The following is a 15471-nucleotide window of genomic DNA, read 5'->3' as shown; positions in this document are numbered from 1 at the left end:
GTATGAGCGACTATCGTGACGTCACACCGAACAAGCAGCAGCCCTCTTTTGAAATGACCAAAGAGGTCATTCGCTACATCATCAACTACCTTCGCCACCCGGTTGAAAAAATCAAAACTCTTCCTGACTGGAACTGGCCGTTGTTGATCATGACTTTGGTGGCCTTGTCGATCATCTCCGGAGTTTTGACGGGCCTGGTTCCGCCAAACTTCTTCCGCATCATGGGGGGCTTTATTGTGTCCCCGATCGTGGCGGCGGTGACGACCTTCATCGGTTCCTTGTTCATTTACTATTACTTCCAGGTTTTTGAAAAACGCACCTGTTCCCTGCGCAAGATCTTCACCCTGGTGCTCTTTGCGAACATCCCGTTCTTTATTTTCCAAGTGGGTTCTGAATTGCTGCCACCGATCACTCTGGTGGGCTTTGCCTTCACCGCTCTGCTGATGGCCGTGGGCCTGACTGAAAACTTCCAAATGGAAAAGCGCCGCGCCCTCAGATTGGTCACAATCCTGTTTGCGATCGTCTTCATCATCTGGCTGTGGAACCGAATCGACATCTCCCGGCTTGAACGCCTTGGGTAGATACGACGGGCCTGTCTTGGCTCCGTCAGTCTGCTGCCTGCAACTCCGCGACACGCCGTCCGGGCTCTGCCGTGGCCCGCGCTGCGCGCCGGTGCGCGCCGTCGTGGCGCCCACGGAGGTCGCTTCCGTTTCTGGCATCAGTCTGCCGGAACCAAGACAGACCCTCTTTCTCGAATTCAAATTATTAACAGGCTTCTTTTAAATCGAATAATTGAAGTTCTTTCCCCCACTACCACGCAACCAAGCGACCGTTCAAAAAGGCCCAGATGCAAGGCGGAGGGTTTTTCGCGCAACGGAGGCGTGCTCCTGCACGTCGGAGTGAAGCGAAAGGCCCAACAACGAAGTCAGATGGGCCTTTTTCAACGGTCGCGCTTAAGCTCTTCCAGTGGAGCCGAACCCACCTGCGCCACGCTCGGTGTCGCTTAGTTCGTTTACAAGTTCGAATTGGGCTTGGATTACGGGTGCCAGCACCAGTTGAGCGCAACGCTCTTGATCGTTGATGGTGACGGCTTCGTTGCCCAGGTTGATCACGATGATTTTTACTTCGCCGCGATAATCAGCATCGATGGTGCCCGGAGTGTTCAATACAGTCAGGCCGCTTTTTGCTGCCCAGCCGCTGCGGGGGCGTGCCTGGATTTCGTAACCCAGTGGGATTTCGAAGCTCAGGCCGGTTGGGATCATCGCTCTTTCGCCCGGATTCAAAATCACCGGACCTGCAAGCTGGGCGCGCACGTCAAAACCACTGGCGCCCAAAGACTGATACTGAGGCAGTTCGCCATGGAAGTTTTCAAGTTTTTTGATTTTTACAGCCAGCTTTTGCATGTGATGCCCTTCCCAAAAATTACAGTTTTAGATCTTTCCACCAGTCCTGAAGCTTGGTCACTTCAGGGCCCAGCAGAACGCCTGCGGCTTTGTCCAGATCCAGGACGTTGCGAATATAATCGTTCACAGAATCCACTGTCACTGCTTTGATTTCATCAATGACGGATTCCACCGCACGATAACGGCCAAAGACCATCTCGTTCACAGCCAGTGAGGTCATGCGGTTTTCGATATCATCAGAGCCCAAAAGAATGCTTCCCACAACCTGGGTTTTGCACATTTCAACATCCGCCTTGGTGACACCACTTTTGCGGATCTTGGCGAATTCTTTCGAAATCAGATCCCCCACCTTGCGCGCATTTTTCGCCTCGGTGCCGGCATAAATGGTCAGCATGCCGGAATCAATGTTGGTGTTCAGGCTGGAATGAATCGAGTAAACCAAGCCTCTTTTTTCACGCACACTTTGATACAGCTTCGAGGTCATCCCGCCGCCCAGCAAAGTGTTGGTGACCACCGCTTCAAAACGGTGTTTGTCCTGGAAACTCGCCGTGGGAAGACCCAACAGCATGTGAACCTGCTCCGCCTGTTTTTCAACGACGTGACGACGGTTCAACCAGCGTGGCACGCGACGGGTGTTTTTCAGTTCGCTTTTCTTTTTTGATCCCAGGCGCTTTTGGATCCCGGCCATCAGATCATCATGGTCAATGCACCCGGAGGCGCTGACGATGATGTTTTTGCCGGTGTAGGTTTTTTTATAATAGTTCATCACTTGGGTCTGCTTCATGCGCGCCACCGACACCGGCGTGCCCAGAATAGGACGACCCAATGGATGTGCGCCATAGACCTGTTCATAGAACACGTCATAGACCATGTCTTCATGGCTGTCTTCGGACATGGCGATTTCCTGAAGGATCACACCCTTTTCAAGGTCGAATTCCTTCTGGGTCAGCTTCATGTTCGAAACCAGATCCGCCAGAACATCCAGGGCTTTTTCCCAGTGATCCTTCAGAACCAGCGCATGATAACAAGTGTACTCGCGGGTGGTGTAAGCATTCAGCTCCCCGCCCAGAGCTTCCAAAGATTTGGCAATTTGATAGGCCGAACGGGTTTTGGTTCCCTTGAACACCAGGTGTTCCAGCAAGTGCGAAATTCCGGCCACGTCAGGAGTTTCATCCCGGGTGCCCGTCAAAACCCAAATGCCCATAGAAACGGCACGGGACCCTGGATGGAGTTCACTCACCACCCGGATCCCGTTAGAAAGTTCAGATTTTTTGAACTTTGTATTCATCTATTACTGTAGCAAAGCCTTGCGGGAAAGCTTGATGCGACCAGCGCGGTCCACTTCAAGAACTTTCACATCGATGATTTCGCCTTCTTTAAGTACGTCAGTCACTGCGCGTACACGTTCGTTGGCGATCTCAGAGATGTGCAACAGACCTTGTGTGTTCGGAAGGATTTCAACGAAAGCACCGAACTCAGCGATTTTCACGATGCGGCCTTTGTAGGTCTTGCCCACTTCAGCTTCAGCGATGATGTCGTTGATCATTGCAATTGCTTTCTTGGTTGCTTCCGGATCAGCAGACGCGATGTTGATAGTACCGTCGTCCTGGATCTCGATCTTAACGCCAGTAGCTTCAGTGATACCACGGATCACTTTACCACCGGAGCCGATCACTTCACGGATCTTGTCTGGCTTGATTTTGATGGTTTCGATACGAGGTGCAAATTCAGAGATCTGACCACGAGGAACCTTCATCACTTTTTCCATTTCATTCAGGATGTGAGCGCGGCCTTCTTTAGCTTGCGCCAAAGCCTGCTCCATCACCTCGAAGGATACGGAGTCAATTTTGATATCCATCTGCAAAGCGGTGATACCGGCAGGAGAACCCGCCACTTTGAAGTCCATGTCACCCAGGTGATCTTCGTCACCAAGGATGTCAGTCAGAACTGCTACGCGGTCGCCTTCTTTGATCAGACCCATTGCCACACCGGCAACGTTCGCTTTCAAAGGAACACCCGCATCAAGCAAAGCCATGATACCGGAGCAAACAGTACCCATGGAAGAGGAACCGTTGGATTCCAAAACTTCAGACACGATACGGATTGTGTAAGGGAACTTTTCGAAGTCCGGAAGAACCGCTTTGATCGCGCGTTCTGCCAGGTTACCGTGACCGATCTCACGACGGCTGGTACCGGACATACGACCCACTTCACCCACAGAGTATGGAGGGAAGTTGTAGTGAAGCATGAACTTGCGTTTCTGAAGACCCAACAATGAATCAACCATTTGTTCGTCGTCAGCCGTACCCAAAGTCACAGTACCCAATACTTGAGTTTCACCACGAGTGAACAAGCCGGAACCGTGAGCACGAGGCAGGATACCCACTTCGTTCGCGATCGGACGTACAGTTTTCACGTCACGACCATCAATACGAACAGCGCGGTCCAGAATCATGGAACGAGCTTCCTGGTATTTCAGATCTTCAACGATAGTGTTCAGTTCTTTTTTACGCTGTTTCAGAACTTCTTTGTCAGTGATGTCTGCAAGAAGAGCTTTTTCAGCTTCAGCCGCTGCTTCGTTGGCAGCTGCATAGCGGTCCTGCTTTTCTTTGATGGAAAGGGCCGCTGCAATTTTGGATCTCAACAGGCCTTCAGCTTTGCCTTTGAAGTCTGCATCGATGGATGGAGCCGTGAAAGCACGTTTCGCCACAGAGCCGGCTTTTTCACGCAACTCATCCTGTGCGTTCAACAGAGGGATGATGGACTGGTGACCGAATTTCAAAGCTGCCAAAGCGTCTGCTTCAGAGATGAATTTCGTTTCACCTTCAACCATCAACAAACCATTGCGAGTACCCGCAACGATCATGTCCATGTCGGACTTTTCCATTTGTTGTGGAGTTGGGTTGGCGATGAACTGACCGTCAACGCGAGCCACTTGCACAGCTGCAGTAGGACCGTTGAATGGAATGTCAGAGCAATGCAAAGCCGCGGATGCACCAAGGCTCGCCAGAATTTCCAGTGGGAATGCGCCATCCGCAGACAACACCGTCGCAACGATTTGTGTTTCGTGGCGGTAGCCTTCAGGGAATACAGGGCGGATAGGACGATCGATAAGACGAGCGATCAGAACCGCATCGTTGGTTGGTTTTGCTTCACGTTTGAAGTAACCACCTGGGATTTTGCCTGTTGCGTAGAACTTCTCGATGTACTCAACAGTCAGAGGGAAGAAATCCAGTTCAGAGGCTTTTTTAGAGGAAGTTGCAGTAACAAGAACCATGTTGTTACCGGAGCTTACCAAAGCGGCGCCATCCGCTTGTTTCGCCAAACGGCCTGTTTCGATGGTAATTTGTTTTCCACCCACCGATGTCGTGACAGTCGTTTTCATTAAATCTCCTTGAAGTTATCACAGAGCCTTATGCTCTGCTGCTGTGGCTTGAAACGACGAAGGGGCTCTGCGCCCCTTCATTGCATTTAGAATCTTTTGATTACTTACGGATATCCAAAGCCTTGATAAGGTCTTGGTATTTTTTAACATCTTTGCGATGCAGGTAATCCAAAAGTTTTCTTCTTTTGTTAACCATAGTCACCAAACCGCGACGGCCGTGGTGGTCTTTTTTGTGTTTCGCAAAGTGGTTTGTCAAATCGTTGATTTTCGCTGTCAAAAGAGCGATTTGAACTTCAGAGGAACCAGTGTCCAGGTCAGAAGTTTTGAATTTCTTTACGATCTGAGATGTTTGATCTTTAGTGACTGCCATTAGCGTCTCCTTAAGTGTTTTCAGGTTGCCCTGAAATGGTTTTAGTTATCACATCCCCCTCGGGCGTCATGGCTGTCGCTCCAGAGAGATTTTTTGTGAAGTTATGGTTTAAACCCAAGCCCCATACGGGTCAAGAGTATTTAAATACCCTGCGTAGAACGAACCCCCGGCCGGGCTCCAGGCCGATCACGGCCAAAAGCTCGCCCCCTTCTTGGGCCAGAACCTGGATATACTGGTCCACATCGGGGTTGAAGGCGGAAATAAGCTGGGATCTAAGGTCATGGCTGATCTGGCCATTGCCCAAAAGGACCTTGTCCTGCCCCTTGATTCGAATACGTTTCACCTGAGGCAAAGCCAGCTCCATGGGAACAAAGGCCGGGCTTAAAATACCGCCTTTGACCGTGGCTTCAATCTGCTCCAGGGTCTGAGCCTGGTCAATTTTATAGGGTGAGGACCACGTCCGGCGCAGGCCGCTCATCGCCGCCCCACACCCCAGGGCCTTACCCAACAGGTCAATCCAGGTGCGAATATAGCTGCCCTTGCTGCATTTGATATCAAACTCAGCCCAGTCCGGGCCGATTTCAACGGGCTCAATATCCCAGAACTTCATGACCTTCTTGGGGATGGCCACTTCCTGCTCGCCCCGGGCGTATTCGTAAAGCTTTTTACCCTGAACCTTGATTGCCGAGTAAATAGGCACTTCAACTTCCATCTCGCCCTGAAGCTTCAGGGCTTCAGACAGGATCAGTTCACGGGTCAGGTGGTCGGTGGAGCTGGTTTCCAGGGTTTCGCCGGTTGTGTCCAAGGTGTCGGTGCGAAGCCCGAACTGCGCGCGCAGACGGTAGCCCTTGTCCCCTTCCAGAATGTACTGGCTGAGTTTCGTGCCCTCGTTCACCAGGCAAGCCATCAGGCCCGACGCCATCGGATCCAGAGTTCCCGAATGCCCCACGGCACGCGTGGAAAGAATGCGGCGCAAACGCGCCACAACGTCATGGCTGGAGATCCCTGAAGGTTTATCCACCAGCAGCAGACCATTGAATTGATTTTTATTCGTCATCGGATTCGTCGGAACTTTCGCCAGGATTATTGGCTTTGCGCTCAAGCTCAAGCTCGTGAAGGATTTTTTCAACCTTCAGCACCTGCTCGGTGGCGTGATCCAAGTAAAAGGTCAACTTCGGACAATAGCGCATTTTCAGCTCTTTGCCGATGTAGTTCTGAATTTCAAAGGCACGCTCCTGAAGAAGATCCAGCGCTTCATCCTGCTGTTTTTCGTCCCCAAGAACACTGACATAGACTTTCGCGGCACGAAGGTCCGCAGGCATTTTCACTGAAGCCACCGTCACCAGGCCTGGCAACGGTGTTTTGAAACCACGAATCAGAAACTGAGCAATGGTCGCTTGAATTTCACGCTCAACGCGGGCAACACGGCGCCCATCACCCATATTCTTCATTAGTTCGCTCCGCCCTCTAGCTCGCGAGCCACTTCTTTTTTAACGAAGGCTTCCATCTGGTCGCCCACTTTAACGTCGTTGTAGTTCTCGATACCGATACCGCACTCATAGCCGGAAGCCACTTCTTTGGCGTCGTCTTTGAAGCGTTTAAGGGAGGCAATTTTGCCTTCGTATACAATTTTATTTTCACGCAGCAAACGGATGCTCGCGTTACGCTGAACTTTACCATCGATAACGAAGCAACCTGCAATCGTACCAACTTTAGGAACAGTGAACACGTTACGCACTTCTGCACGACCCAGGACTTCTTCCACGATGTCCGGAGACAACAGACCGCCCATGGCCGCTTTCATCTGGTCGATCAGTTCGTAAACGATAGAGTACGTACGAACATCCACGCCCATTTGTTTTGCTTTCGCCTGCGCACCCAGATCCGGACGAACGTTGAAGCCCAGAACGATACCTTTTGCCGTGTTGGCAAGAACGATATCACCTTCGTTGATACCACCCACTGCAGAGTGGATAACACGGGCTTTAACTTCCGGAGTGGAAAGTTTCGCAAGCATGCCGTTGATCGCTTCCAAAGAACCATGCACATCGGCTTTCAAGACGATCGCAAGCTCTTTCACGTCACCGGCCTTCACCTTCGCAAACACCTCATCCAGAGACAGTTTCGCCGCCGGAGCCGCTGCTGCTTTTTCAGCCTGTTCTTTTCTCAATTCAGAAACCTTGGTCGCCGTGACTTCGTCTTTCACGATGTCGAACTTGTCACCGGCCGCAGGAACCGCCTCAAGACCCAGCACCTCAACAGGGATGCCAGGACCCGCAGACTGAACGCGCTCACCACGGTCATTGGTCAAAGAACGAACGCGGCCTTTCATGGTGCCAGCAACGATGTACTGACCCACTTCAACCGTACCGTCTTTAACCAGCAAAGTCGCCACAGGGCCTTTGCCTTTTTCCATCTTCGCTTCGATCACCAGACCGGTACCGGAGCGTTTTGGATTTGCTTTCAACTCGGCCACTTCCGCAACCAGTTTGATCTGTTCAAGCAATTCGGTGATACCCGTCTTCTTCAAAGCGGAAACTTCGCAGAAGATCGTGGATCCACCCCACTCCTCAGGAACGATTTCAAGCTCAGTCAACTGTTGCTTGATACGCTCTGGGTTGGCGCCTGGTTTATCAATTTTATTCACTGCCACGATGATTGGTACGCCCGCTGCTTTGGCGTGATTAATCGCCTCTTGAGTCTGAGGCATCATACCGTCATCCGCCGCCACCACGATGATCGCGATGTCAGTGGCATTGGCACCACGGGCACGCATTGCCGTGAAAGCTTCGTGGCCCGGAGTATCCAGGAATGTGATCAGGCTGCCATCTTCGATTTTCACGCTATAAGCACCGATGTGCTGCGTGATACCGCCGGCCTCACCTTTGGCCACGTCCGCATTGCGAATCGCATCCAAAAGGGATGTTTTACCGTGATCGACGTGACCCATAACAGTCACTACTGGAGGACGAGTCACTGGAGCTGCATCCAGATCACCGAATGCCGTCTGTTCAGCAACTTCGTCCGCCGTTTTAAATACGTTTTGTGCTTCCCAGCCGAACTCAGGCACGATCAACGCGATCGTGTCGAAATCCAGATCCATGTTCATGTTGGCCATCACACCCTGTTTCATCAGTTCACGAACCAGTTGAGGAGCCTTCAGACCCATTTCCATGGCAAGGTCGCTCAACTTCATCGTGTTATTCACTTTTACAACACGCTTGTGAGCGGATGGAGTCGTGATCTGTGTTTTCATAGCGTCACGCTCCAACATGCCTTTTTTCTTTTTCGGTTGGAAGACCATCTCACGCTTACGGAACTCAACCGCATTGAATGAAACAACTTCTTCCTCTTTTTCGCCTCCGCGACCTGTCGCACCCGGACCCGCAGCCGCTGGCGCCGCAGGGGCACCAAAACGCTTGCGCTTGTCGAAGTCACGACCACCGCGATCCGCACCTGCATCCGCAATAGGCTCAGGCGGCTGATTCGCAGCTACGAAGCCTGTACGGATGTTGCGCGTTGGCGCTCCACCCGCAGGGCGATTGAAGCCCCCCGGACGCTGTCCGGTGAAGCTTGCACTGGCACCGCGCTGCTCGCCACCGGCACGTGGAGTGAATCCACCTGCAGGGCGCTCGCCTTGAGGGCGCTGCGGAGCCTGAGACTGAACGCGGGAAAGATCCATGCGTCCGATGATATTTCTTTTAGGAGCAGAAGCCGGTGTGGCCGAGCTGGATACACCGCTCGTGCCCACAACAACTTCCTTCTTGCGGGCCTGAGGAGCCGGAGCTTCAGGAGCCGCTGGCGCCACCGGTGCCGCAGGAGTTTCTTTGGCAACCACAGGTTCGGCCTTTTCAACCGGAGCCGGAGCTTCCTCTTTCACTGCCGCTTTCGCTGGGGCTTTTTCTTCAACCGGGGCCGCTTCCACTTCCGGAGTTTCTTCAACTTCCTCCGCTTCCGCTTTTACAGCCGGCTTTTTCACCACGACACGTGTGGTTTTAGGAGCCGCTGCCGCCTCTTCAACTTCGCCTTCAGGCTTCGCCACCACTTTGGCTTTTGGAGCCTCAGCAGGCACTTCGTCTTTTTTACGACGAATCACAGGAGTTTTTGCCGCCGCCGCAGAAGCATCTGCTTCAGGAGCCGGAGCAGCTGCAGCCGCCTTTTTCGGCGCCGCTTTGCGAGCCGCTGTCTTTTTTGGTTTCGCCTCGTCAGCGGATTTTTCTCCGCCGCTGAGTTTAATTTTAATCTGCTCCAGAACTTCGGGCTCCAGCTCCGCCATGTGGCTCTTCACCGGCAAATGCCACTCGCGGATCTTGTCCATGAGGGCCAGCGGGGTCATCCCGATCTCTTTTGCAAATTCAAAAACCTTTGGATTACTCACTCAGTCTCCCTGCCTAGACCCCGGAACTTTCCGGGGCAGCCTGCCTCACCCTGATACTTTGCCAGGGCGGCGTTGTTGTTCTCTATCCAAATAACTAAAAACTACTCTTCTTCCGCTTCGAGTTTTTTCAACTCTTGTTTCAACAGAAGATCAGCCTGCTCTTTCGCAGACACGTTGGAACCTTTGTCCTTAGCAACTGAAGGAGCGGTTGGAACCGGCACACCTTCAGATTCATACTTCGCCACCAGGGCTTTGGCTTCGTTGGAAAGCTTTTCTGCCTTATCTGGATCGTCGTAACCAGGGATGGTCATCAACTCATCAACAGCCGCCGTCGCCACAGCCTGGAAGGAACCGAAGCCGGACTGGAAGATGTTCTGAGCCATGGTTTCACTCATACCCGGGATCAACATCAGATTGAAGATGGATTCCGCAGTACGGGAAGCCGCTGAAGATTCAGAAATGATATCCAGTTTCCAAGTCGTCAGTTTCGCTGCCAGACGCACGTTTTGACCGCGTTTACCGATAGCCAAAGACAATTGAGAGTCCGGAACAACGATTTCCATTTCGCGGTTGGCATCATCAAGGAACACGCGGGAGATTTCCGCAGGCGCCAAAGCGTTGCACGCGAAACGAGTGATATCCTCGTCCCAAGGAACGATGTCGATTTTCTCGCCACGAAGTTCCTGAACGATATTCTGAACACGGGAACCCTTCATACCCACGCAAGCCCCTACCGGGTCCACGGAGTTGTCTTTGGAACGAACCGCGATTTTCGCGCGCTGTCCTGGTTCACGAGCGGCAGCCATGATCTCAACAACACCGTCATAGATCTCTGGAACTTCCATTTCGAAAAGTTTCATCAAATAACGTTCATCAGCGCGGGACATGATGATCTGAGGACCACGTGTCGTCTGACGAACTTCAGAAAGGTAACCCTGAATGCGGTCGCCTGGCTTGTATTGTTCGCCCGGGATCTGTTCACGAGGCGGGATGTAAGCCTCAGTGCGGCCCAAATCGACAACGATCGCGCCTTTTTCAACACGACGTGCGATACCGGAAGCGATCTCACCTTTGCGCTCTTCAAATTCGTTGAAGATGATGTTGCGTTCAGCATCACGCACTTTCTGCATGATGATCTGTTTCGCAGTCTGAGCGGCAATACGGCCCAGGTCGGAAGCTTCCATTTTGATACCGATGGAGTCATCCAACTGAACGTTTGGATCCAGCTTTTGCGCTTCATCAAGAGGAATCTCAACTTCTTCGTCGATGTACTTTTCACGAGGAACGACTTCCTTGAACTCAAACAGTTCAACTTCGCCGGTGTCTTCGTTGTAAGCTGCTTCGATCTCGCGGTAGGTTCCGTATTTTTTACGTGCCGCTACCAGCATGCCCTGAGTGATTGCATCGATAACAACCTGTTTGTCGATACCTTTGTCTTTTCCGACTTGATCAATCACCTTGGAAAGATCTGAAAACACATTTTCAGCCATGATTTTCCTCTCTCGTTACTTTTTCTGACCTTTAGTAAATTCAAAAACCAATTTTGCCCTGTCGATCATCGCGTACGGGATTTTGATCTCCACGTCCTTCACAACAAAGCGAACGCCCTGCTCGTCGGCGGATTCAAGAACCTCTTCGACGGTTTTGGCGTTTTTCCATTTCTTGTCTTCCACACCCATGGTTTCAAGCGCCTTGGTGGTTTTAATGTAAACCTTTTTGCCAATCGCTTTTTTAAAGTGCCATGGTTTCTTAAGATGACGATCCAGCCCCGGAGTGGAAACCTCCAGATTGTATTCGCCACCAGGAATCATCTCTTCATCCGCATCCAGGATTTCGCTCAAGCCGCGGGACACATTGGAGCAATCATCAATGCTGATCGCGCCTTCTTCTTCTCTGTCGATGAAAAGACGAAGCGTGCGCCCCTTACCCAAACCAACGAATTCGATATCGTAAAGCAAACAGCCCTGCGCGGCCGCTACGTCGTTGGCGATCTTTTCTACTTTTGCCATCCAAGATGGAGACTCTGACATTTCGTTCAATCCTAAAAATAAAATAAGCTCAAACAAGCCCCTAAGAACCTGTCTCAGCTACCTCGTCGCACGTTTTGGGTCGACATGTGGGAACTGCCCGGGCGGGGCCGGTACAAAAAAAAATGGGCCTGCGGGGCCCATTGAACGGATCCAAATTAACAAGAAAATCGAAGAAGTGCAAGGGTTTATCTGCGCTGAGCCCCTGGGGGTCGGATGGGTCAGGACAGTGAGTACAAAATCGCCGTAGCCCCGTCCTTATAGTACCGAGGACGCCGGCGGACTTCTGTAAACCCGAGTTTTTCATAGAGTTTTTGCGCTGAAACATTCTCTTCATGGACTTCCAGCCACAACGCCCGACCTTGACCCTTTGCGGCGATCATATGCCCCAACAGGTGCTCCATGAACCCGCGACGGCGAAACTGAGGATGGGTCGCCACCAAAGAGATCTCCCAAACATCCGGGGTTTCACGGTACAGGACAAAACCCGTAAGAACCTCGCCTTCGAACACGCCGATGGCTTCAGCCGTGGCCAGCTCGGCGCCCAAAAGATCCTGGGGCCAGTAAAAAGACGGCATCAACCCCTGCTCGGCATGAATCGCCTCCACCAGGGCTCGCATTGCGGGCTTATGAAGCCCTTTGAGAACTTCCACGTGCATAGTTATTCCGCCACGAAATTTCGGACTTTGTATTTACGCTGGATGACTTCAAACCATGAGCGGATGCGCTCTTCCAGTTGCTGCTGCGCCAGGAACGCCTTGATATTGTCGCGGAAATCCTCAAACGGAGAGCTTCCGAACTTGGCGCGGTTTTTCTCGTAATAAGCCTGCGCCTCCTGATCGGTGATAATCCCGGTCATGGAGTTGGTTTTGAACTTTAAAAAGCTTTTGGCAATCAGCTTGCGTGTGGTGAAACGGCGAACTTCTGCGGACGTAGGTTCAATCCCCGCCCAGTAAGCCCGGCCCGCCACTGCTTTTTCAACTTTGGCCACCGCCGCATCGACTTCCCCATCCGGCACACTGGCGACATTGAAGTTTTCCGCTTCCAAAGCCACAACCTGCTCCAGCAACACCTGAGTCACCGCACCGGAAAACTCCGGCTGCCCCGGACGCACTTCCGGCAAAGTGTTTTTAGGCAATTTCGCATTGGGCTCTAAAACCTGCCCAATCACCAAAGAAATCTGCACTTCACGACTGGTGACCACATAATCAGACACCTGCCCCACCGTCTCCGTCACCAGAGTCGCCGCTTGAGCCGAAATCGTAAAAAAGAAAATCAAAAGAAAGCGCATAAAGAAACTATGCCCAAGAAAAGCCGAGGAGTCTACATTTCCCCGAACCCCAATCTGTCTCCCCGCAAATAAAAAACCCCCGCTCTTTCGAACGGGGGTCTAACCACTTGAGGAATTTAACTTCTTACTTTTCTAATTAGATTAGAAATTTACGCGTCCGACAATAGACATTACGTAATACTGCAGTTTTTCGATCGGAGTCCCATACTGAGGTCCAGACATCCAGGTGTTTTCCGCGTTTACACGGCTGGAAAGATTCCACATGTAACGGAAGTCCACACCCAAAGAGTACTTCGGAGAGAACTCAAGGTCCGCACCCACGATAGTACCGATATCAATCGCGTGAGAGTTCGCCGTTGTATCGTTGTAGTAACCGTAGTTGTCGTTAGACCAACTGAACGCTCTGTAAGAGTAAGACACCAAACCACCGATGACTGGCTTGATGATACCGCTGAACAACTGAACTTTCGCAGCCAACTGACCAGAGTACTGGTTCACGTCGATATTGTTCGGGATCCAGGTGCTGGCGTTGTTGTATGGATAGTTGTAGCCGTAGCCGTAACCACCAGAGTAGTAACCCTGACCTTCAACTGTGTAGTTGGAGTAAAGGAAAGTACCTTCAACAACGAAGTTGTCGTATTTAGTACCGAAAGCCACACCCAAAGAGTAGTTGCCTTTAACGTTCTTAACATCTGGATAGTCACCCACCCCGATAACGCCAGCTACATACTTGGTTTCGATTGGAGCCAAAGCTGTTTCTTCTTCCACTTTCATGGCAGCAGCCAGTTCCTCACGAATGATGTCGCGGGTATTTTCTTTTGGTTCTTCAACCTGCTGAACCTGAACAGGCTGTGCATACACAGGCTGTTGAACAGCTTGAGGTTGTTGCTGTTGTTGTTCGTTCATTTGATTGAACTTGTCGCCGAACAACACGTTAGCACGTTTTTTCTCGTCTTCCATACGAGCAGATTCCAGTTTTTCAACAATGCGCTGCTCTGTTTGCATTTCAGCGTCCTGACGGGCACGACGGATTTGTTCCGCACGGCTTTCAGTCAGTGGAGAAGCCTCAATAATAGTTGTAGGCTGCTTCTGAATTTGTTGCTGTTGCAACTGAGCTGTGGAAGTCGGTGTCGCCTGATTCAAAATATAGATAGGCTGACCGCTTACCGGTGCAGTGTTGGCAATTCCGGCCTGAGCGGCTGGAGCTGCAGGTGCTGTCTGGCTTGAATACATTTGGTCAAGCTCAGCATCAACATCGCTTTCAATACTTTGAGCAAGAGCAAACGTCGGCGCGATGCTCAAGGCAGCAAGTATATAGAAATACTTCTTCATAGAATCTCCTCGTGGTTCTGGTTATATAAAAACCTTTTAGTCACTGGTCGCATAGAGCAAGCCTGATGCCAACAGCGCCAAAAAGCGTCGCCGGCGTCTAAGTTATTGATATCCCCGGTATCTCGGGAACCCCCTCTCAACACCGCTTTTTCCGGAGTGACGGGATTTGTGACAACTTCCAGTACGGTTTCTGAAATTCTTGCAAACCAGGGTCATTGTGCCCCTGACTATGGATAAATTTGGTAAAACCTCACTTCATAGTGATCCGGTGAAGCCGGAGCGTAGACCATATATAAGGAGATTCCTGGATGTCCCCTGCTCTATTCCTTCGTTCCTCTGCTGTTCTTCTTTCTCTTTCTCTTCTTAGTGCATGTGGCGGCTCCGGCGGCGGCAGCGACCTGAAGGTCGAACCTTCGAACTGTGAAGTATCCGGGAAATCCTTTGGTATTGTGAACGGCCAAACTCTGGCTTCCGGGAATGAGCTGAGCTCTTCCACGGTCATGGTTATCCATTTGAATTATAAAGAAGAGACCAGCATCTGCACCGGAACCCTGGTCGCCAAAGATAAAGTTCTGACGGCGGCTCACTGCATCTCCCGCTGGGGCGGCAAGACGGCCATCGCTTTCTCCAATAACGTGGGCTGCGTTTCTTCGGCTCCGAAAAGAACTTTGCGTATCGTGACCGACACGGCCGTGCCTGATGCTTATTCTTATTGGAACAAAACAGACTTTAACAACGCCTCGACAGATCTGGCCGTGTTGAAATTCTCTGGCACCATCCCTGAAGGTTATAAAATTCGCGAACTGCCGCAAAAATCCTATAGTGTGGCACCCACGGACCGTCTGGTTATGACGGGCTATGGAACCACCACGGAAAAAGGCGAAGACTCTGGAACTTTGCGCTTCACCTCCACACCTTCCTCCAATGTTCTGGGTACCAGCTTCTATCTGGCTTTGGTGGGCAAATCAGTTTCCGTTCCAAAAACCATCATCGTCGACCAGACTAACACGGGCGTTTGCACGGGTGACTCGGGCGGTCCGCTTTATAATCAAGTCGGTTCCGACCTGACTCTGGTGGGTATCACTTCCATGGGTGTCGACAACCGCGCGACCGATGAAAAGAAAGTGCGCGTCTGCCACGGTGTTGCCCTGTTCACGGACGTTCGCGAACACCTGGATTGGATCAACGATCAAATCAATAAGCTTTAAGTCAGCTTAAAATTAAGGCAAATTCATGACAAAAGGGGCTTAATAGGCCCCTTTTTCATTTTTTATTTAAAAAATCC

General features: G+C 51.4%; 14 protein-coding genes. 2 read left to right on the top strand and 12 right to left on the bottom strand.

Translation table 11 applies throughout. The features are described 5' to 3' along the window. Positions 1-2: 2 nt before the first annotated feature. Complete coding sequence (locus ACZ520_RS07135) at positions 3-581, top strand: Yip1 family protein (protein WP_088565553.1); 579 nt, start codon at positions 3-5, stop codon at positions 579-581. 372 nt (positions 582-953) lie between these two features. Here the strand turns inward: ACZ520_RS07135 and dut are convergent, their stop codons facing one another. From dut to ACZ520_RS07075, 12 genes are all read right to left on the bottom strand, one after another. Further along, entirely contained in the window at positions 954-1403 is a 450-nt protein-coding gene (gene dut, locus ACZ520_RS07130) for a dUTP diphosphatase (RefSeq protein ID WP_088565554.1), read from the bottom strand. Positions 1404-1422: 19 nt separating this feature from the next. Then, positions 1423-2691, bottom strand: a complete 1269-nt coding sequence (locus tag ACZ520_RS07125) for a M16 family metallopeptidase (RefSeq protein ID WP_088565555.1) — start codon at positions 2689-2691, stop codon at positions 1423-1425. A gap of 3 nt (positions 2692-2694) precedes the next feature. Next, positions 2695-4788, bottom strand: coding sequence for a polyribonucleotide nucleotidyltransferase (gene pnp / locus ACZ520_RS07120; RefSeq protein WP_464127837.1), 2094 nt, complete (start codon positions 4786-4788; stop codon positions 2695-2697). Positions 4789-4888: 100 nt separating this feature from the next. Further along, positions 4889-5158, bottom strand: coding sequence for a 30S ribosomal protein S15 (gene rpsO / locus ACZ520_RS07115; protein WP_011164032.1), 270 nt, complete (start codon positions 5156-5158; stop codon positions 4889-4891). A gap of 130 nt (positions 5159-5288) precedes the next feature. Beyond that, the gene (gene truB, locus ACZ520_RS07110; RefSeq protein ID WP_088565558.1) at positions 5289-6215 is read right to left on the bottom strand and encodes a tRNA pseudouridine(55) synthase TruB; all 927 of its coding nucleotides are present in this window, start codon (positions 6213-6215) and stop codon (positions 5289-5291) included. After that, positions 6205-6609 carry a 30S ribosome-binding factor RbfA gene (rbfA, locus tag ACZ520_RS07105; protein ID WP_464127836.1) on the bottom strand — a complete coding sequence of 135 codons (405 nt, stop codon included), beginning with the start codon at positions 6607-6609 and terminating at the stop codon, positions 6205-6207. Before rbfA ends, truB begins: the two co-directional genes overlap by 11 nt. Further along, a complete protein-coding gene (infB, locus tag ACZ520_RS07100; RefSeq protein WP_088565560.1) occupies positions 6609-9536 on the bottom strand; it encodes a translation initiation factor IF-2 in 2928 nt (975 codons plus the stop codon). Before infB ends, rbfA begins: the two co-directional genes overlap by 1 nt. Positions 9537-9637: 101 nt before the next feature. Further along, the gene (gene nusA / locus ACZ520_RS07095; protein WP_464127835.1) at positions 9638-11026 is read right to left on the bottom strand and encodes a transcription termination factor NusA; all 1389 of its coding nucleotides are present in this window, start codon (positions 11024-11026) and stop codon (positions 9638-9640) included. Between the two features lie 15 nt (positions 11027-11041). Continuing rightward, the gene (locus ACZ520_RS07090) at positions 11042-11545 is read right to left on the bottom strand and encodes a ribosome maturation factor RimP (protein ID WP_232468585.1); all 504 of its coding nucleotides are present in this window, start codon (positions 11543-11545) and stop codon (positions 11042-11044) included. Positions 11546-11784: 239 nt separating this feature from the next. After that, a complete protein-coding gene (locus ACZ520_RS07085; protein ID WP_464127834.1) occupies positions 11785-12183 on the bottom strand; it encodes a GNAT family N-acetyltransferase in 399 nt (132 codons plus the stop codon). Between the two features lie 41 nt (positions 12184-12224). Further along, on the bottom strand, positions 12225-12854 hold the full coding sequence (locus ACZ520_RS07080) for a hypothetical protein (protein ID WP_464127833.1): 630 nt from the start codon (positions 12852-12854) through the stop codon (positions 12225-12227). 141 nt (positions 12855-12995) lie between these two features. Then, complete coding sequence (locus ACZ520_RS07075) at positions 12996-14186, bottom strand: hypothetical protein (protein ID WP_088565565.1); 1191 nt, start codon at positions 14184-14186, stop codon at positions 12996-12998. Between the two features lie 308 nt (positions 14187-14494). On the opposite strand from ACZ520_RS07075, the gene ACZ520_RS07070 reads away from it, so the two are divergent. Then, positions 14495-15394 (top strand): S1 family peptidase, encoded by a 900-nt coding sequence (locus ACZ520_RS07070; protein WP_374032613.1) that lies wholly within the window; start codon positions 14495-14497, stop codon positions 15392-15394. Positions 15395-15471: the final 77 nt, after the last annotated feature.

This window comes from Bdellovibrio sp. BIS2 (genome assembly GCF_055398295.1).
This window is presented reverse-complemented; position numbering and strand designations above follow the sequence as displayed.